Consider the following 19,782-nt stretch of genomic DNA (forward strand, 5'->3'; position numbering starts at 1 on the left):
AGTAAAAAGCCTCAAGTATACACTCAAGGCATGATGTCTTAAATTTAATTTGCTATAAAATTTTTTATACTATTCCTAGTGCCGCTAGAATTATAGAAATAACTATAACTGAAATTAATATAGTAGTTGTTTTAATTTTTTTCCCTAGTAGCCAATATATAATTCCAAATATAATTGCTGGAAGCATACATGGCATAATTTGATCAAAATAAGTTTGAATAGGCTCTGCCCACTTTCCACTACCTACAGTAATACTAAGTTCTAATGCTACATTTGATGCAGTCATACCTCCGATTACCATAAGTCCTAACATTGAAGCTGCTTCCATGATTTTTGAAACTATATTAGAACTACTTACATCTTTAAAAAACTGAGTTCCATACTTAAAACCTTTGTCTAAACATATGTAACGTAAGATAAAGTGAGGAATATTTATTATTAAAAGAAATAAAATTGGACCCATTATATTCCCTTGAGAAGATAGCGCTATGCCCACTCCAGCCGCTATAAGTTTTAATGTTCCCCAGAAGAATGAATCTCCAATTCCTGAAACTGGACCCATTAGACTTGACTTAACTGCATTTATACTTTTTTCATCAAATGCTTCATTTTTTGACTTTTCTTCTTCCATAGCTCCAGATATTCCTACTAAAAGGGTACTTATATGAGGAGTAACTGACATAAATTCAAGATGTCTCTTTAAAGCTTGAGATTTTTTTTCTTTATCATCTTTATATAATCTATGAATTATTGGTGCCATCGTATATGCATATGCTAAGTTTTGCATACGTTCATAGTTCCAAGATGAATCTAATGTTAAAGATCTTCTATAACATTTCCAAAAGTCTTTTCTTGTAATTTTACTATCTGGTGAAATTGTATCTAGTTTCTTAGAATTCGTTGTCATCTACTACTACCTCCTTTGTACCTGAAAAATTAACATATATTAAAGCTATTGCCAATCCAAATAATGCAACTCCTGTTACAGTTATCTTTAAATATGCAACCATTACAAATCCTAATAATAAAAATGCTACTATTTTCTTATTAAGCATCATTTTAGCTAACATTGCAAAACCTATTGCTGGTATTATACCTGCTGCAACATCCATTCCATGAATTACATACCCTGGTACAAGTGAAAGGATTTTTTCTATTGCTGGAACTCCTAATGAGAATCCTATTCCAACTATTAATGCCAATATTAATTTATTTCCTATGGCAAATAGTAGTTGCATGCGTTCTACACCTTCAAGGTCTCCCTCTTCTGCATAACGGTCAGCAAGGTGAGCACCCCACGTAAGCACTACTGTCATTAAGAAATTGTCTATAAGCAATACTAAAGTTGCTATAGGAACTGCAAGTACAACTGCTGCAGATACATCTTGACCAGTTAATATTACAAATGCTGTTGCTATAATAGAACCAGATACGAAATCAGGTGGATTACTTGCACCTACTGGGAAAGCCCCCATGAATACTAATTCTAATGTTGCTCCTATTACTATACCTGTATGTAAATCTCCCAATGCCAAACCAACAAGTGGTGCAACAACAATAGGTCTATTGTGCATTGTAGAACCTACAAAACAATGCATATATGCAAAAAATGCAATTAGAGTTATTAAAATAACTTGTGTTATTTCCATTTTTTATTCCCCCCTAAAATATTTTATATTAGTTTCATTACACTTGTAGCATCATCATCTGGAACTAATTGTACGAATACATTTACTCCTTGTGAATCTAATTCTTTAATCATTTTAATATCATTTTCTGATACGTGAACTGCTTTAGATATATTTTTACGATTATCGTCAGATTTTGTTCCCCCAATATTTATAGCACTTATAACTTTAACTTCCTTAGCTAATCTATAAACATCTTCTACAGATTCACAAAGTATTAGTAAATTATATTTATCAGTAACCCCTGAATTAAGTGCTTTTACAGAATCCTCTATGCTTTTTATTACAAGTTTAACGTTAGATGGTTTAGCCATTTTAAGCCCTGCTATTCTTAGCTCATCCTTCAATAATTCATCACTTGCTATTAATATGCAATCTGTATTTAAAAATTTTGTCCATGTAAATGCTACTTGTCCATGTATTAATCTGTGGTCTACCCTTACTAATTTAATCATTATAATTCCTCCCTTATTTTTTTAATTTCATCCATAAATATTTTTACATGATTTGGACTAACTTCTCCAAAATCTTTGAAATTATCTTTAAAATAACTTCCTACGATTACCAAATCTCCTATTTCAAGTTGTTTTCCTACATTTTCTAATGTAACTCCGGCTGCAACTACTAATGGAAAATCACCTAAATTATTACGAAATAATTCTATTTTTTCCATTGATGTTTCTTCACCTGTAGCATTTTGTGTAACTGCTATAGCATCACATCTAGTCATCCCTATTTTTAAATCTTCCTCAATTGTATTTTCTGATAACATTGGTTGATATTTAAAACGTACTCCACCTATTAAATAAGCTGGACATTTCGAGCGATGTAGTTTAAAAAATTCCTCTAATGTAGCTTCATCTCTAGGTTTAACATGACCTACAACAGAGTCAACTTGAACATAATTTGCATTATATTTTGTTGCTAATTCAAATCCCATAGTATCAACATTTAAACAATTTACTCCATACGGTATTGATAAATTGATTTTTGATACATACTCTAGTATTCTTTCTAAGTCATAGTAGTTACCATAGTAATTTTCTAACATTATTCCATCTACACCATTTTCTTCATATATGGAAATTTCTTTTTTTGCTCTCTCAAAAATTTCTTCTGGACTCTCTCCTTTTAAATGTACCATCGCTATAATTGGTTTCTTATTTTTGAAAACTGATAATATTCCCTTTTTCCCCATAAACTAAAATACCTCTTCTTCCTCATTTATTTGTAATATTACATTTTGAATTCCCATTTTAGATTCTTCAACTAATTGCTCAATATCCTCTTTAGTTAATTCTTCTGAAAATCTTGTAAGAAGTTCTAGTACCATATTTAAATTCATCCCTGAAAACAACTTAACATTAGGTAAAATAGTTAACCTTAACATCGCAGTACATACACTTGCACCATATAAGTCTGATAAAATTACATATTCTGTTTCTTTATCTTCCACTATTGCTTCTTCTAGTTTTAAAGCAAAATCTGCTGCACTTTCTCCAGGAGATAAGCTATATGAACTAATACAATTTGATAAGTCTCCTACTATCATTTTTGCAGAATCTAAAAGCCCCTTTGAAAATTCACCATGAGATGCTAATATTATTTTTCTCATATTTATTACCCTCCTAAGTATGAATTATATTTTTGTTGCTACAGCATATTTGTATTTATCACTTCTTATTAGCTGCTCATTATAATATAAAACTTCATTATTTTCTGTATATACTAATTGCCTTACTTTTAGTAATGGCATATTACTAGAACATTTAAGATATTTGGAATATTCTTTGTTTGAATATTTTACTTCAAATATATCTTCTACACGAGTTGGTTGTGTGCTTATATTCTTAGATATAACTTCCATTAAGGAATTGTCTTCCAATTCTTCTTTTAGTAAAAAATTATAATCTATTCTAAAATAATCAACTTCAAAAATAACTGGTATATCATCTATTAATCTAAGTCTTTTTATAAGTATTATCTTATCTTCTTGTTCAATATTTAAAGCTTCAGAAATATATTTATTTGCTTTTTCTATTGATGTAGATATTATCCTAGTACTTGGTTTCGAATTAATTCTATGACAAGAGTTTGTAAAACTATTTCCTGCGCATGTGGCTTCTATTCTTTCTGGAACTGTTACATAAGTCCCCTTCCCACGCTTTTTGCACAGTATATCTTCTTTTACAAGCTCATTAAGTGCGTTTCTTACTGTTATCCGACTCACACTAAACTCTTTACATAAGTCTCCTTCTGATGGAAGTTTATCACCTGGTTTATATCTACCTGATGCTATTTGTTTTCTTAAGTTATCGTATAATTGCTGGTATAAAGGTATAAATGAATTTACCTCTAAATCAATTTCTTTATTTTGCCTTTTTTCATCCATTTTTAGCACCTCCTTATGTATTTTTTATAACATTATATAACAACTTATTTATTACATGTTATAACAAGTTGAAAACGTTGTCAATTTTTTTATTTTATGCTAGATCATAGATTGCTTTTTAAACTAAATAAAGAAAAAAATAAAACACCTAATAATTATTAGATGCCTCATTTGTAAGTTGATATTCCATATTTAATTTATTTAAAATTCAGCTTTTATTTTTTTTAATAGCTCTCTATCTAAATATATTTCTAGTGACGATGTTACCATTGATTTAATTGATTTATGTAATATGTCATAAGCACTTGGTGTATCTAAGTACTTTAAAAATTCTTTATCATGAACATATACCATTGGACTAACATCTAATTTTAATTCAGTGTACATAGTTGGACATACTTGGCTTACATTTCCTATATCTGTTGAACCTGTAGGTCCATCAGCTCCTTCTAAAAAATCTACTATACCTACTTCTTGTAAATTCTTTTTAGTTATGTCTTGTAATGTTTTTACGTTTATTATATTATCAAAAGGATTTTCAAAGTTTTTATAACTTAATTTTGCTCCCGTCATAAGTGATGCACCTTTTGCACAGTTTATAACCTTTTGTGTTACTTCTTCTAAGTATTTTCTTTCAGTTGCCCTTATGTAATACTGACATACTGCTTTTTCTGGTACTATGTTCGCAGCTTGTCCTCCATTAGTTATTATTCCATGTATTCTTACATCACTTTTTACATGTTGACGAAGTGCATTTACTCCTGCAAACATTAAGTTTACTGAATCTAGTGCATTTATTCCTTTATGAGGGTGTGATGCTGCATGTGATGCTACTCCAGTAAACTCAAATTCTATGGAATCCATTGCTAGTGATTTGCAGTTTATATTATTTTCAGATTCTATATGCATTTGAAAGGCTATATCTATATCATTAAATGCACCATTTTCAACTAAGTCATATTTATATCCTATGGTTTCTTCTGCCGGAGTTCCCATAAGCACTATTTTCCCTTTAAAATGTTGTTTCAATTTGCTAAGTACAACACAAGCTCCTAGAGTTGATGCTGCTATCCAATTGTGTCCACATGCATGAGCTACTTCATCATTATTTTGTCCATAACCTGGTAATGCATCATATTCTGATAAAAAGCATATTGTTGGACCTTCATCATCTCCTAATTCTGCTCTAAATGCAGTTTCTATTCCTAAGTAAGGATAAGTTATTTCAAATCCATATTCTTTTATTTTATGTGTAAGATACTCAGATGATATGTATTCTTTACCACCTAATTCGGGATTATTTAATATAAAATCACTTACTTCTTCAAACTCTCTTTTCATTTCATCTTCTATTTTATATGCTAATTGTTTTAGTTGTTGTATTTCCATATTTTCCTCCATTCATATATCTTATCTATGCATTAAATATCTAACAATATCCTATTGTTACCGCTAATGCCATCATTGCAAATTGTAGTACAACCATTATTACAAATAGTGGAGCTATAAATTTATACCATTTATTTATAGGTATTCCCATAAGACCGCACTCAAAGGCTACCACCGTTGGCCAGAACATATTTGAGAATCCATCTCCAAATTGAAATGCAAGTACTGCTATTTGTTTGTTAAGTCCTATAAGTTCTGCAACTGGTGCCATTATTGGCATTGTTATAGTTGCTTGACTTGTTGATCCTGATATAAAGAAGTTAATTATATTTTGTACTCCTAACATTCCGAAAGCTGATACATATGTATTTTTCCCTTCTAACATTGATGATAAGGTATACACTATTGTATCTGTTATTTGAGATTCATTTAATATTTGAAGTACCCCTCTACTAAATCCGCATACTAGTATTCCAAAAACCATAGCTTTTGCTGCTTCTACTAAACTTTCTGCTATTTCTGTAAAGGTAAATCCTCCTACTACACCTGCTACTATCATCATCATTAAAAACCACGCTGCTAGCTCATTTATGTACCAACCAAGCTCCATAGTACCATAAAGTAACATTGCTATTGTTACTAAAAATACTAAGATACATAATTTATTTCTTATAGTTAGTACTTTTTTCTTTAATTCATCTTGTGATGATGTATAGCTTAAATTTACTTCCGTGCCATACAACACTGATTTAGTAGGGTCATTTTTTACTTTTCTTGCGTAGTTAAATGTATATGATATAGATGCACTCATAAACACTATAAAGCATAACACTCTAAATCCCGCACCTGAAAACATTGGAACTCCTGCTATTTCTTGTGCTATACCTACTGTAAAAGGATTTATTATCGCTGCTGAGAATCCAGTTGATACCCCTATAAATACTATAGCTCCACCTACTACTGCATCATATCCTAGCGCAACTGCCATACCTATAAATATTGGTAGTAATCCATAGGCTTCTTCATATAGTCCCATTGTTGCTCCAAGTACTCCAAATGTTAACATACACACAGGTATCAATAGTTCTATTTTATTTCCTAATTTTCTTATCATAGTTCCTAATACTGCATCAAAAGTTCCATTTTTTATCATTATATGAACAAATGAGTAAGCAAATATTATGAAAAATATTATATCTGCAGCACTTACAAATCCATTTTGTATTGCTATAAATACATCAAATATTCCTGGTGGATTTCCTTCTATATATGTAAAAGACCCTGGAACTACTACCATTTTACCACTTACTGGGTCTTCTATTCTTTGAAATTCTCCTGCTGGTATAAAGTTTGCCATTATAGCTACTAATATTAATATTCCTGATAATAATATATAAGTATGTGGCATCTTTTCTGGTATTTTTAATTCAAACTTTTTCTTTTCTTGTTGTGCTATCATTGTTGTCTCCCCCTTTAAATTATTTCATCACCTTCTATTATTACTTTTTCAACTTTTGATTTTATATCTAATGGATGACTATTCCAAACTACTATATCAGCATCCATTCCCTCTTCTAATTTACCTTTTATATTATCTATTCTAAGTATTTTAGCTGGATTTATAGTTATGGCTTTCAGTGCTTCAAATTCATCAAGACCCTCTCTTACTGCCATTGCTGCACACATGTTTAATGATTGTTGTGGTAATACATTGTGGTCTGTTGTTATTGCTGTTAGTATTCCTTTTTCAATCAGTACTTTTACTGTTTTAAAGCTTTTCTTGTTTATTTCTACCTTAGATCTTGAACCAAAAGATGGGCCTACTATTACCGGAAATTTACTTTCTTTTATGTAATCTACTATTAAATGACCTTCTGTACAATGGTCAAGAGTCATATCTATATCAAATTCTTTTGCTATTCTAATTGCGCTACATATATCGTCAGCTCTATGTACATGTGCTTTTAATGGTACTTCTTTATTCAATACTTTAAGTAGTGCTTCTTGGTCTATATCTATGTCAAAGTGTTCCCCTTTGTTTTGAGCTAATTCTTTGTTTGCCTTATAATTTTTAGCTTCTATTAATGCTTTTCTAAGTAAATATGCTATTCCCATTCTAGTCATAGGTGCATTGCCTTTTTTCCCAAACTCAGCCTTTGGATTTTCTCCAAAGGCACATTTTTGCGCAATATATGGATTTAATACCATTTCATCTATTATATTTCCATGCAATTTAATTAAGGCAAATTGTCCTCCAATTACATTTGCACTTCCTGGTCCACTACAAGCTACTGTTACTCCACCATACAATGCTTCCTCAAATGCCTCATCAAATGGATTTATAGCATCAATAGCTCTAACGCCTGATGTTATAGGACTATAACTTTCACATCCATCATCACCTTCACTACCTATTCCTTCTTCCCACATTCCTATATGCGAGTGTGCTTCTATTAGCCCTGGCATAATGTATTTTCCATTTGCATCATAGTAAGCTTCTCCCTCTATGTAAGGTGATATTTCTTTTATTTTTTGATTTTCTATTAATATATCTCGTCTTACAAATCCTTTTTCTTGTAATAAAAATACCTTTCCATTTTTTATTAACATAGTGTCCCCCCTTGAAGTTTTTTAAGTGTTATAACAGAAAAAGCCCTGAGTATACACTCAAGGCTTGATATTTTTTAACTAAAATTTAAACTTTCAAATAATTTTAATTTAAAGATTAGTTATCTATGTCCTTAAATGTAGCTCTCCACAAATTTCTTTGTGACAGTTATGCATATATTCTATGCATACCCAGAATATAACCTCAAAGCGTCAGTTATAATCTTCGGCAATACTTCCTTTCCTAATAAGTCATTGTGCTTACCTCATTACTAGTAATCTTAAGTATTGCAACCTCTACAATTTTTTGTTGTTATTGTTAATAATATATGTTGTTTGTTAATTTTTCAAGTTTTTAAATCTTTTTTTATATATAATTTTATTTTTATGGTTAATTTGAATTGAAATTATATGCTTTTATAACAAAAAATGTATTACCATAAATTATGGTAATACATTTTTATTTATTCTATCTTCAATATACGCCTCTACTTCTTCTTTAGGTATACCTAAAACAATTGAAAATTCATCTTGTAGTAAGTTTCTTGCCATTTTCATAAATTTTTCATCTATTTGACCAAGCTTTTTTCCATTTTTTAGAGAATTAGCTTTTTTATCATTGATGCTTGCTATTACCGTTAGTAAATCTATACACTCATGAGTTTTTAATAAGTTTTTATAGTAATCTTGTAATAATCTTACATTCTTTCCGTCAAATTCAGTTTCTGTTATTAAAGGAATTTGTTCAATTATTTTTTGAATTTCTTCATATGTCATAACCGATCTCATAAATACAGTAGTATCTATTGGTGCAAATACCTTTCCATTGTCATGCATAGGTTTTAATATATAATACTTCTTCTTTTTATTGATTCCAGGGATATCAAGTTCACTTATATCCTCTATCTCACATACACCATCATTACCATAAACAATAAATTCTCCAATTTTGTACATATTTTATATCCCCTATCTTAACTCATATTTTATTATTTGAAAATAGAACTCAACTAATCTTTATGGTGTTAACCATATCTATAATAAAAATCTTTATATTATCTTAGGTATAAAAAAAGACCCTTTTTAGGATCTTTCCAAAACAATCTATATTATTATAATATAGTTATGTTTTCTGCTTGAGGTCCTCTAGCACCTTTAACTATATTAAAGCTTACTTTTTGACCTTCTTCTAATGTCTTGTATCCATCAGTTTGTATAGCTGAGAAATGTGCGAAAACATCATCTCCACCTTCTACTGATATAAATCCAAATCCTTTTTCATTGTTAAACCATTTTACTATTCCGTTAGTCATATAACTTCTCCTATCAAAACCTTCATTAAGATTTTTTCTTCTCATTTTGTATTTCTACAATATTTATTATAGCACATTATTAAATAAATAGATAGATTTATTAATGTATCTGTTTAATATTATTTTTTGTAAACTATCTATATTATCTTAATAAATTTACTGGTAATATTATTTACATTATCAACAATTTATATGCATAATGATAAAAAAATAATAGTATTTTATACTCAATTTCTTTATTAGTTTTCATTGATTTTCATACCTTTTTTAGACTTATAACTTATGTATGTTAGATTTCTTTTATTTTAAGCATATCATCAGCATATTTTAATGACTCTAAGTATATTGAAGAAATAATATCTTTATCCAAATTATAACGTTGATTAAATTCCTCAACTTTATTCCAATTTCTAAGTTCGTACTCTTTTATACATCCTAGTACTTCATATATTATTCCATTTTTATTTATTAATGCAGCCTTAGTATTATCTGACAAGTCTAAAGTATCTAATATCGATATTATGTCTTCTTCTAAAATATTCTCTATCATTGATAATAAACCAACCATATATGTATCTTGTGCCATTTTTCTATATCCTAGTTTCACTATAAGTTTTTCCATAAATATTGCTCTAATTAATGATAATTTAGCAAATTCGTCATTATCTGTGTTCGATGCATCTCTAAGGAAAAAAAGCATTACCCATCTTTTAGTTTCATTCAAACCTAACCATAATAAAGCTTCTTTTATAGAGGTAATTTTACGTCCTCTGTAATATACAGGTGTATTCATTAAAGATAGTAGTTTGTAGGTTAATCCAGCATCTACTTTTATAATATCTGCTAAAGCATTAAAGTTTGGTTCTTCATTAGATATCTCTCTCCAAAGGCGTAAATAAGTAGAAGAGGCTATATTAATGCTAGCTTTCGATATCATTATTGGTTTACTAAAATAATACCCTTGAAACAATTTATATCCATCATTTATAGCATCATTATACTCTTTTTGCGTTTCAATTCTTTCTGCAATAAGTCTTTTGCTATTCATATATTTTTTTGCTATATTTGTACGAATATCTGAATCAAGTAAATTATATTCAACTTTTATAATATCAATATAGGGTAATATTTCATGGTAAGTACCGTCATCTATGAAATCATCTAAAGCAAAAGTGTATTTTTTACTTTTAAGGAATGCTACTCTATCAATTAATACTTGATCTAAAAGAACATTTTCTAAAATTTCAATAATTATTTTTTCAGGATTAAAAAGTAATGGAAGATCCGACATTAATGAATCTTTTGTAAAATTTATAAAACCATACTTTTCATTCGTTAATGAATTAAAATCAAATTCTGATAATACATTATAGGTTAATTCTCGTGTAGCCTTATCATCATCAACACTGGAATAGCAATTTTTTTCGCTATTTCTATACAATAATTCGTACCCAAATAGCGATTTGTCAATATTATAAATAGGCTGTCTTGCTATATAAGTCTTCATAAAAACCTCCATCTTACTAAATGCAAAATGTAAAACATTACATCACTACCAAATAATAACATATTGTTAAGTAAAAATGATATTTTTAGTCATATTTTTACAAAGTATTAATTTTTCTTTAAATTTCTAAATATCTGTACAAAAATAAAAAAACCAACAACTGTGCCCATTGTTATTCCTAAAACACTTAGAAATGTCTCAAACCCCTTCAACTTAAACAACGGCAAATCCATATTTATAGCGGCTGACATTGTATAATAAAAACTACCTCCTGGTAATAATGGAATTATTGAAGGTATTAAAAATATATTTGCAGGGCTTTTAAGCATTCTTGCCATAATTTCAGAATAAATACTCACTATTATCGCAGCAATTAAACTTGATGTGAAGATATTATTTGTTGCTTCGAAGCAAACTAAGTATATTATCCACGAAATCAATCCTCCAATTGCGATTGATGTAATTTTAGACTTTTCTATATTAAAATATATTGCAATTCCAATACTACCAATTACAACCATTATTATTTGTATTAAAACATTTTCCATTATAATATACCTCCCCATGTAGCAATGGCAAGACCAAATCCAGTTGCAATAGTTGCACCAACTAATACAGCTTCTATTACTCTAAAAAGACCTGAGATTATATTTCTATAAAACATATCTTTTACACCATTTATCAATGCCAAACTTGGAATAAATAACATTGCAACCCCTATAATTACTTTATCTATATTATGACCTATTCCAAGTTTAACTAATAGTATAGATATGGAACCCGCTATAAAACTCATAATCATTGTCCAAATTAATTTACTATCATCTTCTACTTTAAAAAATTTATCCATTAAATATACTATGCCACCTACAATTGCCGAAACTATTCCATCTAACCAGCTACCTCCAAAAAAAACTGCAAATGCTCCTGCTGATATAACATAACCTATACAATTGTAATAGCTCATTTTTACAGATGCTATAGCTTTATTTGTCATTTTAGGTATCTCCTCTATTTTAGGAGTTGTATTGCATATATTTCGTGATAATGCATTTAAAGCTTCTAAAGCACCTAGATTATTTGATGTTCTGCCTACCCTTACTGATTGGGTAGAAATAATTCCTTCTTCTGTTTTTATAGTCGAAACTATTAGTGTTGTTATTGCATGTATTTCTACTTTTGATATGTTATAAGCTTTACAAATACGTAAAAATGCATCCTCTACCCTCGATATTTCTGCTCCAAATTGTATCATTAACTTTCCTATATTAAGTACTGCTTCTAAAAATTCTTCACATTGCTTTTTATTCATAAACAATCTCTCCATTAATTAAAGGTTTTCTTATTTCTTTATAGTTCAATATAATCTTATTCAACACAAAAGGATACCTTTTGGTATCCTTTTGATTGTTATATATGATAATGTTTTCTTTATTAATTACATCATATGTTACATTTTATGTCAATAATTATTCTAATAAATAAGTCTATACATTCTTAGATAATCTACTACCTATTTTTTTACTTCATCTGCAACTTCTATTTCATCATTTACAACGTCTATAGTATCTTCAATTATAATTTCTTCTTCTAAATCTTCATGCTCAGTTTTTTTTATTTCATATGATATATAGTTTAGTTTATTTATTATATATCCTATCGCCCATGTAGCTATTGAATAGAACAGATACGGTATAGAAGCTGTTCCAAAATAAGTTATTACACTTTGCAATTCATCAGTTATTACAAGACCTTGTGCTACAAGACTTGATATATATGTATACGAGCTATACATTGTAAATATTGTATAAATACCTAAAAGAATAGATACTCCGTATAATACCAAAACTACTGGATTTTTACTTTTTATATTACCTTTTTTCATGATTAATAGTACTCCTTTTTATTTTTAATTTTCGATAAGTATAAATATGTCTTCTTTCTTACTATCTTCTATTATAGGACAGTATCCTTAATTTAACCTTAATACTTTCAAAATTTAAAATTAAATACTAAAGAAAACTTATGTATTTAACTTTGACTACAGGTTATCCTATTAATAATTATATAATTTAAAATTATTAAATTACAATTTAAATAAAACTTATATCTCAATTATTCACTTTTCCCTTTATTAAATTTACGTAAAGGGGTATATTTAATATAGGATATTTTCAGGAGGAATAAATATGAACTTTATAACAAAAGAAGAATTTGAAAAGAAAAACTTAATATCTCAGTTTTCTGTGATAGATGGAAAACTAACATTAAGTGAAGATTGCGAGTACAAATCAACATTTGAAGTTGGAGATATAGTAACTTATAAAAACGATACTAACAAGCTTGGCGTTGTATCTTTTGTAGAAGATAATGAGTTAAATATATGTTGGGATGATAGTACAGAGACTACATGTTCTTTATCTGAGTTAGTTGTAGTGCCCCCTACTATCGGATTATCATTATTAAAAGATAGTTGTGTCGTAGATTTATGGGAAAATTTATCTAATGGTAAAAGTGATAGCTTTGATTTAAAATGCATTTATTTAGATAATGCTGTAATAAACGAAGTACCTTTTGTAAAAGCTTTTAAAAATACTAATACTATAATAGATAAGAAGTTCAAAAGAAACTTCACACTTTATAGAAAGTTTGGTTCTACTCAAATTTATAGAACTAATTTATATACAATTTGTGATAATAAGGTCGGATTTGATACTTCAAGATATGTATATTATTTATTAGAGAATAATGTAGTTTATTATTTAGGTATTGATTTAAATGATCAAGATTTAGCAGTTTACCTATTTAACAGATAAATCTTTACATTAATAGCCTTATCAAGAATAGAGTTTCTTGATAAGGCTATTATTTTAATTATGTTAATGTTAATACTTCATAAAAGTTATGATAAAACTTGTCCCCTTCCCTACCTCACTTTTTACATCTATATATCCACTGTGAGATTCTATAATAGATTTAGCAACAGAGAGACCTATTCCAACTGAATCTTTCTTGGTTGAGTTTTTAGTTTTATAAAAACGATTGAAAATATTTGCTATATCCCCCTGCTCTATGCCTTGACCATTATCTTCAATAATAACTCTAGAATACACAGAGTTATCATCTACAGAAACCTTAACAATTCCACCTTGTGGTGTATGCTCTATACTATTTTTTATAATATTTCCAAAAGCCTCTTTTATCCAAAATTTATCTTGTAATAAACTACTTTGATTATAATTATTTATTTCTAATTTAACCTTTGAAAAATTAGCCAGCTCTTTGAGACTGGATACAACTTCTTCTATTGTTTCATTTAAACTATATGTTTTTTTATAAAACTCAACTGTATGTACATCTAATTTTGCTAACTTTAATATGTTTTGTATCATTGTATTCATACTATTAAGTTGGATACGATTATCTTCTAAAAATTTAGTTCTTTGTTCTTCGCTTATTTTTCTATTTAGCAATATATCATTATATAAAATCATAGTAGTAGTTTTTGTTTTCAACTGATGGGATATATTTTGTAATAACTCTACTAAATACTGTTTTTCTTTTTGAGTATTACTAATATTATTTTTAATTATTCTTCTAATATTTGAGAATTCTACAGCTAACTTAGAAAAATCGCCTTCTTTATCTTCATTTATTAAATAGGTATAATCCTCATCTAGTATTTTATTCGCTGCTAATATTAGTTTTCTTACCTTTTTGAAAAAGTAAGAAAACTGAGCATAATTTAATATAATTAATAAGCAGGATAAAATAAAACTTAAAATTATTATACCGAAGTTTGAAGTTATATTTTGAAATAAATTATCATTAATAGTACTTGTTATTCCATATTGCTTTAAAGTAAGACGAGCTAATTCTTTATCTTTATCACTTATATTTCCAGTTACTAGTGGTATTAGTTCTTTCTCTATTTCTGGGTTAAGATTTACTGTTTTTGATACTATACTACCAATTATATCAACGTAATCTTGTTTTTGGTTTTGTATATAATTTTGATACATCAATATTTGTAGTATCATAAAAATACTAAGGAGCAAGGTTAGCATTATAGTACTTCTTTTAGCTTCTTCATTGATAAAAATTTTATTCAATATTACTCACTCCTTACCTCCAGATCCCATTTATAGCCTAATCCACGCTTAGTTGTAATATATTTAGGATTCTTAGGATCATCTTCTATTTTTTCTCTTAATCTCTTTATATAAACAGATAAGGTATTTTCGTCAAAATAAATTTCTTCATTGCTTGTAATTTCACCTAGAATATCATCTCTTTTTAAATTTTTATGATGATTTTTCATAAATAATATTAATAATTTATACTCTAATGCCGTTAAGTTTAAAAGTTCTTCTTTTTTATACACATTAGTTGTAGATAGATTAAGAGTTATATCATTGCTAATTAAAATATTCTTTAATTCTTTTGTTTTATTTGAGCGTAATTGTACTTTAATCCTTGCTAGTAGTTCTCTAACCCCAAATGGCTTAGCTAAATAATCATTCGCACCAATTTCTAGCCCTAGAACTATATTAACTTCATCATCTAAAGCGGTTAGAAATATAATCGGTGTACTGCTTTTTTCCCTGACATATTTACAAAAATCATAACCATTTCCATCTGGCAAATTTACATCTAGTAGTATTAAGTCGAATTCTTTCTCATTAAAATACTCTTTTGCTTGTTTTATTGTACAGGCTCTTTTTATATTATATCCTTCATCAGTTAAAGAAAATTCTAAAGCATAGCCTAACGCATCATCATCTTCTACAAATAATATTTTATTCATGAAAATCCTCCTATCTTCTATTAACCTTCTCTGATGGCCTCTATTACATTATCTTTTTCTATTTTTCTCATAGGTATTAAAGTTGATAAGAAACTTATTATTATTGATACAATAATAGTTATAATGCATAATTTTAAAGGTAATTTCCACGGAATTCCTACTATATCTTCTAGAACATCATATATTATATAAGTAAGACCACTTCCAGCTAAAGAACCTATAATTCCACCTACTAAACCATAGAATAATCCTTCGTACATTATCATTTTCTTTAGGTCTTTTTGAGACATACCTATAGATTTTAGTACTGACAATTCTTTTCTTCTTAATGTTATATTCATTGTTATTGTATTTATAATATTTATACTACTTATTAAAGTTATTACCGTCATAAACCCATATACTAGTACTTGAATTAATAAAACACCACTTTTTTCAGTAGCATTAACGTCTACCCAGTCTACCATATTATAATCTTGCTTATCTTCTATCATTTTATGAATTTCTTCATAGTTTTTTAGATGTAGTTCTGAGTCTTTTAAATCAATTGCTATACTTGATATTTCAACATCTTTATTTGTTAAGTTCTTTCTAACTGTATCTGTAGTTATTAAAGATAAAGAATTTCTAGGAACTTCTCTTTCAAATATATTATTTTCAATTATTCCTTTTACCTTTACCTTATGTTCTTTACCATAATCGTCAATTATAACTATTTCATCATTTACTTTATAATTAGTTAATTTTCCTGTGTATCTTTTCTTAGTAGTGTTATCTCTTGCGCTTCCGCTAGATACTAAGATTACACCATTTTGAGAGTTTATATCTTCAATATTAATATCTCCACTTATTAAATGTTTCTTCAAAGCATCTAGTGACACTTTATCGTACACATTGATTCTAGTGTACATAATTTCTTTTAGCATACCATTAAGGTTTTCTATTTCATATATATCTCCAGCTTCTTTAGCCTTCTTATCTTGGCTAATCTGGATATTCCCAGATATTGTTGGATATTTTAAGTAAACTTTATTAACATTATCTACGTTACTAATTTTAGTTATTAAATTGGGGTCTACTTCATTATTATCAGGTTCTAAATTAGTACCAATTTCTAGCTCAATATTTTGATACTCATAGTTTGTACCTCTTAACTTTATTACATCCTGTACCAATGTAGTAAATGTAATAAATAAAGTTGCACTTACTACAACTGATAATATCATTACAGTACATCTTTTAGGGTTACGTCCTATGTTTTTAAGAGCCATTAGGGCTTTAAAATTAAGTATTTTATTAAGTGTTTTATTCTTAATCTTTTTTATAGATTCCTTTTTTATTGCTACCCTACTACTAATAGCAACTAGTGGAGAGATATTTCCTACATATCTAGCTGGTAGGAAACTTGATATATAAACTGCTACTATCGTTATAATAGAACTAGCAACTAGTGTATTTATATCTATACTTACAATTGAAAGAGGTGTATTTTCCTTCATTAATAAATCTAAAACTCCTTGTAATGCATATATTGTTCCTACACTTAAGATTAGACCAATAGGAATTGCCATCATTAATAATATTGTGGCTTCTCTAAATACAATTCCTCTAATTTGTTTTTTAGTTGCTCCTATACTTCTAAGCAATCCGAATTGTTTCATTCTTTCTGCTACATTTATTTGGAAAGAGTTATATATAACTATAATTGTAGCTATTACTACAATAATAGTTACAATTGCTATAAGAGCAACCATAGACCGATTAGAATCTACTTGATATAACCTTACTAAAGAGTAGTTTTCTTCTATGTTATCTTTATCACTCAAAGATTTTAGTGTCTTAATCGTTTGATCAAATTCACCTTTAGGATTTATCTCTACCATTAATTGGCCATCTTTTTTATTTTCATCAAACATAATAGCTCTACTTATCTTGTTACGTTGCATAGACTCGTATGTTTTCAAGAAACCTACAATTTTGTATTCATTTTTATCTATAGTTATTTTATCACCTATTTTTAAATCAGGGTTAATATGTGGCTTAGCCCACTCATCTATACATATCTCATTATTTTTAGTGGGCATGTTACCTTCTTTTAATCCATATTTTAAGATTTCATTAGCTCCACCATCAACATATTGTTCTTGTAAGATAATATCTTTATAGTTTATTTCATTTCCCATAGATACATTTCCGTAATGTATTATATTAGGGTTATTTTTTACTTTGTTTAATATCTCATCGTTATAAGTTTTGTACATTATATGATGTGATGTACCTTGACTTTGTTTAGTTTGTTCAATTTGAGATTGTTGAGTACCCTTCATAAATAGCCCCATTGTAGAAATAAGAGCTAATGACAATATGATACCTATAAGCGTTAGTATTGTACGTTTTTTATTCTGCTTAATATATCTACTACTTAGTGTTTTATAATTTTTTATCAACTATAATCACCTCCTTGTGTCTTAGTTATCTGTTTTCGTATCTTTTATTATTTCACCATCATCTATAGTAATAACTCTGTCTGCCATAGTGGCTATATCTGTATCATGTGTTATTAATATTAAGGTTTGATTAAACTTCTTAGCTGTAAACTTTAAAAGTTCAATAACGTCTCTAGTATTTTTAGAATCTAAGTTACCTGTTGGCTCATCTGCAAGTACTATACTTGGCTTGTTTGCAAGAGCTCGTCCTATTGATACTCTTTGTTGTTGACCTCCTGATAACTCTGATGGTAGATGGTTCCTTCTATCATTAAGATTTAGTATATTTATTATTTCATCCAAATAATTTTTATCTACTTTTTCATTGTCTAATACAACTGGTAATTCAATATTTTCTTCTACATCAAGTACTGGTATTAGGTTGAAGAACTGAAATATAAATCCTATTTTTCTTCTTCTAAAGATTGATAGTTCTTCATCGTTATAATCATATATACTTTTTTCATCTATAACAACTTTTCCACTAGTTGGTCTATCTAGCCCACCAAGTAAGTGAAGTAGTGTACTTTTTCCAGAACCTGATGCTCCTATTATAGCTACGAATTCACCTTCGTTTATTGATAAGTTTATATTTTTTAGTGCTTCAACTTTATTATCGCCTTCACCATAAGTTTTTGTTAGATTTTCAACTCTTAAAATCTCCATAGTATATCTCCTCTATTATTCTACATTTGCATAGTTTATCTCTGTGATTTGTGTATTTATTAATTGCTTGTTAATTTCTTCTTTGTCTTTAGCATTTCTTAGGTCTTTTTTCCCTTTAGCAAATCTAATTAAGCTCATATCTTTTTCTTCATCTTCTATAGATTTGTATGTTTGATCATCTGTTACTATTAATACACCTTGCTCTGATGGATAATATCCTATCCATGAATAACTTCCGTATTCTAATGGTATTTCTTTTCCATTTATCTCTAATTTTTTATCTTCATTGTCATTATTAAAATATAAAGTTTTTTCACTATCGATATTTGGTATGCTTTCAAGCACTATCGTTTCTATACTTCCACTCCCTGGATTTTTTAGTACTCGTAATACTTGGTCTTTTAACATCTTTTTTGCTGTCTCTTTAGTAATTATTAAATTTTTTTCTTCATAAAATAATTCTTTCCCGTCATCTCCCACTTCTACCTTTCCATTTTCATCTAAAAGTTTTCCTGTATTTGTAACTATTTTATATTTATAATCTTTTGTATACTTTGTATTATCTTTATAAACTTCTTTTCCTTTGTTTACACTCTCTGTATTACCACTTATTAAAATAGCATTAAATGGTCTTGGAGCACCTTGTAAGAAGTACTTTAGTCCCTGTTGAATTCCTACTACTAATAATATTATTGCTACTACACTTATTATCAATTTACTTGTTTTTTTCATAAATAAAATCTCCTTTTCCTATTTCTTATATATACTTTACTTTAGATGTAGTTTTTAAACCATGACGTTAGACTTACAATATAAAAAATAATCTTACTAATAAGTAAGATTATTTTTTATATTGTAACTACCTAGTAACATTATTAATATGAAAGTTTCTGCTGTATTGAATCTATTTAAAGTTATACGTATAAA

The 19,782-nt window shown here is 28.2% G+C and carries 21 protein-coding genes and 1 riboswitch; of the genes, 1 reads left to right on the plus strand and 20 read right to left on the minus strand.

The window, feature by feature from the left end; genetic code table 11:
• Nucleotides 1-64: 64 nt before the first annotated feature.
• From ACRC03_RS12920 to ACRC03_RS12990, 15 genes are all read right to left on the minus strand, one after another.
• Nucleotides 65-907: a PTS system mannose/fructose/sorbose family transporter subunit IID gene (locus ACRC03_RS12920; RefSeq protein WP_438652989.1), complete on the minus strand. Its 843-nt coding sequence runs from the start codon at nucleotides 905-907 to the stop codon at nucleotides 65-67.
• A complete protein-coding gene (locus ACRC03_RS12925; RefSeq protein ID WP_438652990.1) occupies nucleotides 891-1,649 on the minus strand; it encodes a PTS mannose/fructose/sorbose/N-acetylgalactosamine transporter subunit IIC in 759 nt (252 codons plus the stop codon). Before ACRC03_RS12925 ends, ACRC03_RS12920 begins: the two co-directional genes overlap by 17 nt.
• Nucleotides 1,650-1,672: 23 nt before the next feature.
• A complete protein-coding gene (locus ACRC03_RS12930; RefSeq protein WP_438652991.1) occupies nucleotides 1,673-2,143 on the minus strand; it encodes a PTS sugar transporter subunit IIB in 471 nt (156 codons plus the stop codon).
• Entirely contained in the window at nucleotides 2,143-2,886 is a 744-nt protein-coding gene (locus tag ACRC03_RS12935) for a BtpA/SgcQ family protein (RefSeq protein WP_438652992.1), read from the minus strand. Before ACRC03_RS12935 ends, ACRC03_RS12930 begins: the two co-directional genes overlap by 1 nt.
• 3 nt (nucleotides 2,887-2,889) lie before the next feature.
• Nucleotides 2,890-3,303: a PTS sugar transporter subunit IIA gene (locus tag ACRC03_RS12940; RefSeq protein WP_438652993.1), complete on the minus strand. Its 414-nt coding sequence runs from the start codon at nucleotides 3,301-3,303 to the stop codon at nucleotides 2,890-2,892.
• A gap of 24 nt (nucleotides 3,304-3,327) precedes the next feature.
• Nucleotides 3,328-4,080, minus strand: coding sequence for a GntR family transcriptional regulator (locus ACRC03_RS12945; RefSeq protein WP_438652994.1), 753 nt, complete (start codon nucleotides 4,078-4,080; stop codon nucleotides 3,328-3,330).
• 201 nt (nucleotides 4,081-4,281) lie between these two features.
• On the minus strand, nucleotides 4,282-5,469 hold the full coding sequence (locus ACRC03_RS12950; RefSeq protein WP_438652995.1) for a M20 family metallopeptidase: 1,188 nt from the start codon (nucleotides 5,467-5,469) through the stop codon (nucleotides 4,282-4,284).
• A 40-nt stretch (nucleotides 5,470-5,509) separates the two neighbouring features.
• Complete coding sequence (locus tag ACRC03_RS12955) at nucleotides 5,510-6,928, minus strand: YfcC family protein (RefSeq protein WP_438652996.1); 1,419 nt, start codon at nucleotides 6,926-6,928, stop codon at nucleotides 5,510-5,512.
• A gap of 14 nt (nucleotides 6,929-6,942) precedes the next feature.
• Nucleotides 6,943-8,079 (minus strand): amidohydrolase, encoded by a 1,137-nt coding sequence (locus ACRC03_RS12960; RefSeq protein ID WP_438652997.1) that lies wholly within the window; start codon nucleotides 8,077-8,079, stop codon nucleotides 6,943-6,945.
• A gap of 130 nt (nucleotides 8,080-8,209) precedes the next feature.
• A riboswitch (Lysine riboswitch) is annotated at nucleotides 8,210-8,384 on the minus strand.
• A 136-nt stretch (nucleotides 8,385-8,520) separates the two neighbouring features.
• Entirely contained in the window at nucleotides 8,521-9,033 is a 513-nt protein-coding gene (locus tag ACRC03_RS12965; RefSeq protein ID WP_438652998.1) for a CarD family transcriptional regulator, read from the minus strand.
• A 155-nt stretch (nucleotides 9,034-9,188) separates the two neighbouring features.
• Entirely contained in the window at nucleotides 9,189-9,389 is a 201-nt protein-coding gene (locus ACRC03_RS12970) for a cold-shock protein (protein ID WP_438652999.1), read from the minus strand.
• 289 nt (nucleotides 9,390-9,678) lie between these two features.
• A complete protein-coding gene (locus ACRC03_RS12975; protein ID WP_438653000.1) occupies nucleotides 9,679-10,896 on the minus strand; it encodes an EAL and HDOD domain-containing protein in 1,218 nt (405 codons plus the stop codon).
• Nucleotides 10,897-11,003: 107 nt separating this feature from the next.
• On the minus strand, nucleotides 11,004-11,444 hold the full coding sequence (locus ACRC03_RS12980) for a threonine/serine exporter family protein (protein WP_438653001.1): 441 nt from the start codon (nucleotides 11,442-11,444) through the stop codon (nucleotides 11,004-11,006).
• On the minus strand, nucleotides 11,444-12,208 hold the full coding sequence (locus tag ACRC03_RS12985) for a threonine/serine exporter family protein (RefSeq protein ID WP_438653002.1): 765 nt from the start codon (nucleotides 12,206-12,208) through the stop codon (nucleotides 11,444-11,446). The genes ACRC03_RS12980 and ACRC03_RS12985 overlap by 1 nt, the downstream gene beginning before the upstream one ends.
• A 201-nt stretch (nucleotides 12,209-12,409) precedes the next feature.
• Nucleotides 12,410-12,781 carry a hypothetical protein gene (locus tag ACRC03_RS12990; protein ID WP_438653003.1) on the minus strand — a complete coding sequence of 124 codons (372 nt, stop codon included), beginning with the start codon at nucleotides 12,779-12,781 and terminating at the stop codon, nucleotides 12,410-12,412.
• 304 nt (nucleotides 12,782-13,085) lie between these two features.
• Here ACRC03_RS12990 and ACRC03_RS12995 point away from each other — a divergent pair, with 304 nt between their 5' ends.
• The gene (locus tag ACRC03_RS12995) at nucleotides 13,086-13,712 is read left to right on the plus strand and encodes a hypothetical protein (protein ID WP_438653004.1); all 627 of its coding nucleotides are present in this window, start codon (nucleotides 13,086-13,088) and stop codon (nucleotides 13,710-13,712) included.
• A gap of 69 nt (nucleotides 13,713-13,781) precedes the next feature.
• Here ACRC03_RS12995 and ACRC03_RS13000 read toward each other — a convergent pair whose 3' ends face one another.
• From ACRC03_RS13000 to ACRC03_RS13020, 5 genes are read right to left on the minus strand one after another with little or no spacing between them, the layout of a single operon-like run.
• On the minus strand, nucleotides 13,782-15,008 hold the full coding sequence (locus ACRC03_RS13000) for a sensor histidine kinase (protein ID WP_438653005.1): 1,227 nt from the start codon (nucleotides 15,006-15,008) through the stop codon (nucleotides 13,782-13,784).
• A gap of 2 nt (nucleotides 15,009-15,010) precedes the next feature.
• Entirely contained in the window at nucleotides 15,011-15,703 is a 693-nt protein-coding gene (locus ACRC03_RS13005) for a response regulator transcription factor (protein ID WP_438653006.1), read from the minus strand.
• Between the two features lie 20 nt (nucleotides 15,704-15,723).
• Nucleotides 15,724-18,150: an ABC transporter permease gene (locus tag ACRC03_RS13010; protein WP_438653007.1), complete on the minus strand. Its 2,427-nt coding sequence runs from the start codon at nucleotides 18,148-18,150 to the stop codon at nucleotides 15,724-15,726.
• A 21-nt stretch (nucleotides 18,151-18,171) separates the two neighbouring features.
• Nucleotides 18,172-18,855: an ABC transporter ATP-binding protein gene (locus tag ACRC03_RS13015; protein WP_438653008.1), complete on the minus strand. Its 684-nt coding sequence runs from the start codon at nucleotides 18,853-18,855 to the stop codon at nucleotides 18,172-18,174.
• Between the two features lie 15 nt (nucleotides 18,856-18,870).
• A complete protein-coding gene (locus tag ACRC03_RS13020) occupies nucleotides 18,871-19,587 on the minus strand; it encodes a lipoprotein BA_5634 family protein (RefSeq protein WP_438653009.1) in 717 nt (238 codons plus the stop codon).
• Nucleotides 19,588-19,782: the final 195 nt, after the last annotated feature.

Origin of the sequence: Romboutsia sp. (assembly GCF_051659545.1) — a bacterium.
In the GTDB taxonomy this organism is placed as follows: domain Bacteria; phylum Bacillota; class Clostridia; order Peptostreptococcales; family Peptostreptococcaceae; genus JBOFOR01.

What these genes read in the sequence shown, in the direction of transcription:
- ACRC03_RS12920 (WP_438652989.1), bottom strand. Translation starts at nt 907, where the DNA reads ATGACAACGAATTCTAAGAAACTAGATACAATTTCACCAGATAGTAAA.
- ACRC03_RS12925 (WP_438652990.1), bottom strand. Translation starts at nt 1,649, where the DNA reads ATGGAAATAACACAAGTTATTTTAATAACTCTAATTGCATTTTTTGCA.
- ACRC03_RS12930 (WP_438652991.1), bottom strand. Translation starts at nt 2,143, where the DNA reads ATGATTAAATTAGTAAGGGTAGACCACAGATTAATACATGGACAAGTA.
- ACRC03_RS12935 (WP_438652992.1), bottom strand. Translation starts at nt 2,886, where the DNA reads ATGGGGAAAAAGGGAATATTATCAGTTTTCAAAAATAAGAAACCAATT.
- ACRC03_RS12940 (WP_438652993.1), bottom strand. Translation starts at nt 3,303, where the DNA reads ATGAGAAAAATAATATTAGCATCTCATGGTGAATTTTCAAAGGGGCTT.
- ACRC03_RS12945 (WP_438652994.1), bottom strand. Translation starts at nt 4,080, where the DNA reads ATGGATGAAAAAAGGCAAAATAAAGAAATTGATTTAGAGGTAAATTCA.
- ACRC03_RS12950 (WP_438652995.1), bottom strand. Translation starts at nt 5,469, where the DNA reads ATGGAAATACAACAACTAAAACAATTAGCATATAAAATAGAAGATGAA.
- ACRC03_RS12955 (WP_438652996.1), bottom strand. Translation starts at nt 6,928, where the DNA reads ATGATAGCACAACAAGAAAAGAAAAAGTTTGAATTAAAAATACCAGAA.
- ACRC03_RS12960 (WP_438652997.1), bottom strand. Translation starts at nt 8,079, where the DNA reads ATGTTAATAAAAAATGGAAAGGTATTTTTATTACAAGAAAAAGGATTT.
- ACRC03_RS12965 (WP_438652998.1), bottom strand. Translation starts at nt 9,033, where the DNA reads ATGTACAAAATTGGAGAATTTATTGTTTATGGTAATGATGGTGTATGT.
- ACRC03_RS12970 (WP_438652999.1), bottom strand. Translation starts at nt 9,389, where the DNA reads ATGACTAACGGAATAGTAAAATGGTTTAACAATGAAAAAGGATTTGGA.
- ACRC03_RS12975 (WP_438653000.1), bottom strand. Translation starts at nt 10,896, where the DNA reads ATGAAGACTTATATAGCAAGACAGCCTATTTATAATATTGACAAATCG.
- ACRC03_RS12980 (WP_438653001.1), bottom strand. Translation starts at nt 11,444, where the DNA reads ATGGAAAATGTTTTAATACAAATAATAATGGTTGTAATTGGTAGTATT.
- ACRC03_RS12985 (WP_438653002.1), bottom strand. Translation starts at nt 12,208, where the DNA reads ATGAATAAAAAGCAATGTGAAGAATTTTTAGAAGCAGTACTTAATATA.
- ACRC03_RS12990 (WP_438653003.1), bottom strand. Translation starts at nt 12,781, where the DNA reads ATGAAAAAAGGTAATATAAAAAGTAAAAATCCAGTAGTTTTGGTATTA.
- ACRC03_RS12995 (WP_438653004.1), top strand. Translation starts at nt 13,086, where the DNA reads ATGAACTTTATAACAAAAGAAGAATTTGAAAAGAAAAACTTAATATCT.
- ACRC03_RS13005 (WP_438653006.1), bottom strand. Translation starts at nt 15,703, where the DNA reads ATGAATAAAATATTATTTGTAGAAGATGATGATGCGTTAGGCTATGCT.
- ACRC03_RS13015 (WP_438653008.1), bottom strand. Translation starts at nt 18,855, where the DNA reads ATGGAGATTTTAAGAGTTGAAAATCTAACAAAAACTTATGGTGAAGGC.
- ACRC03_RS13020 (WP_438653009.1), bottom strand. Translation starts at nt 19,587, where the DNA reads ATGAAAAAAACAAGTAAATTGATAATAAGTGTAGTAGCAATAATATTA.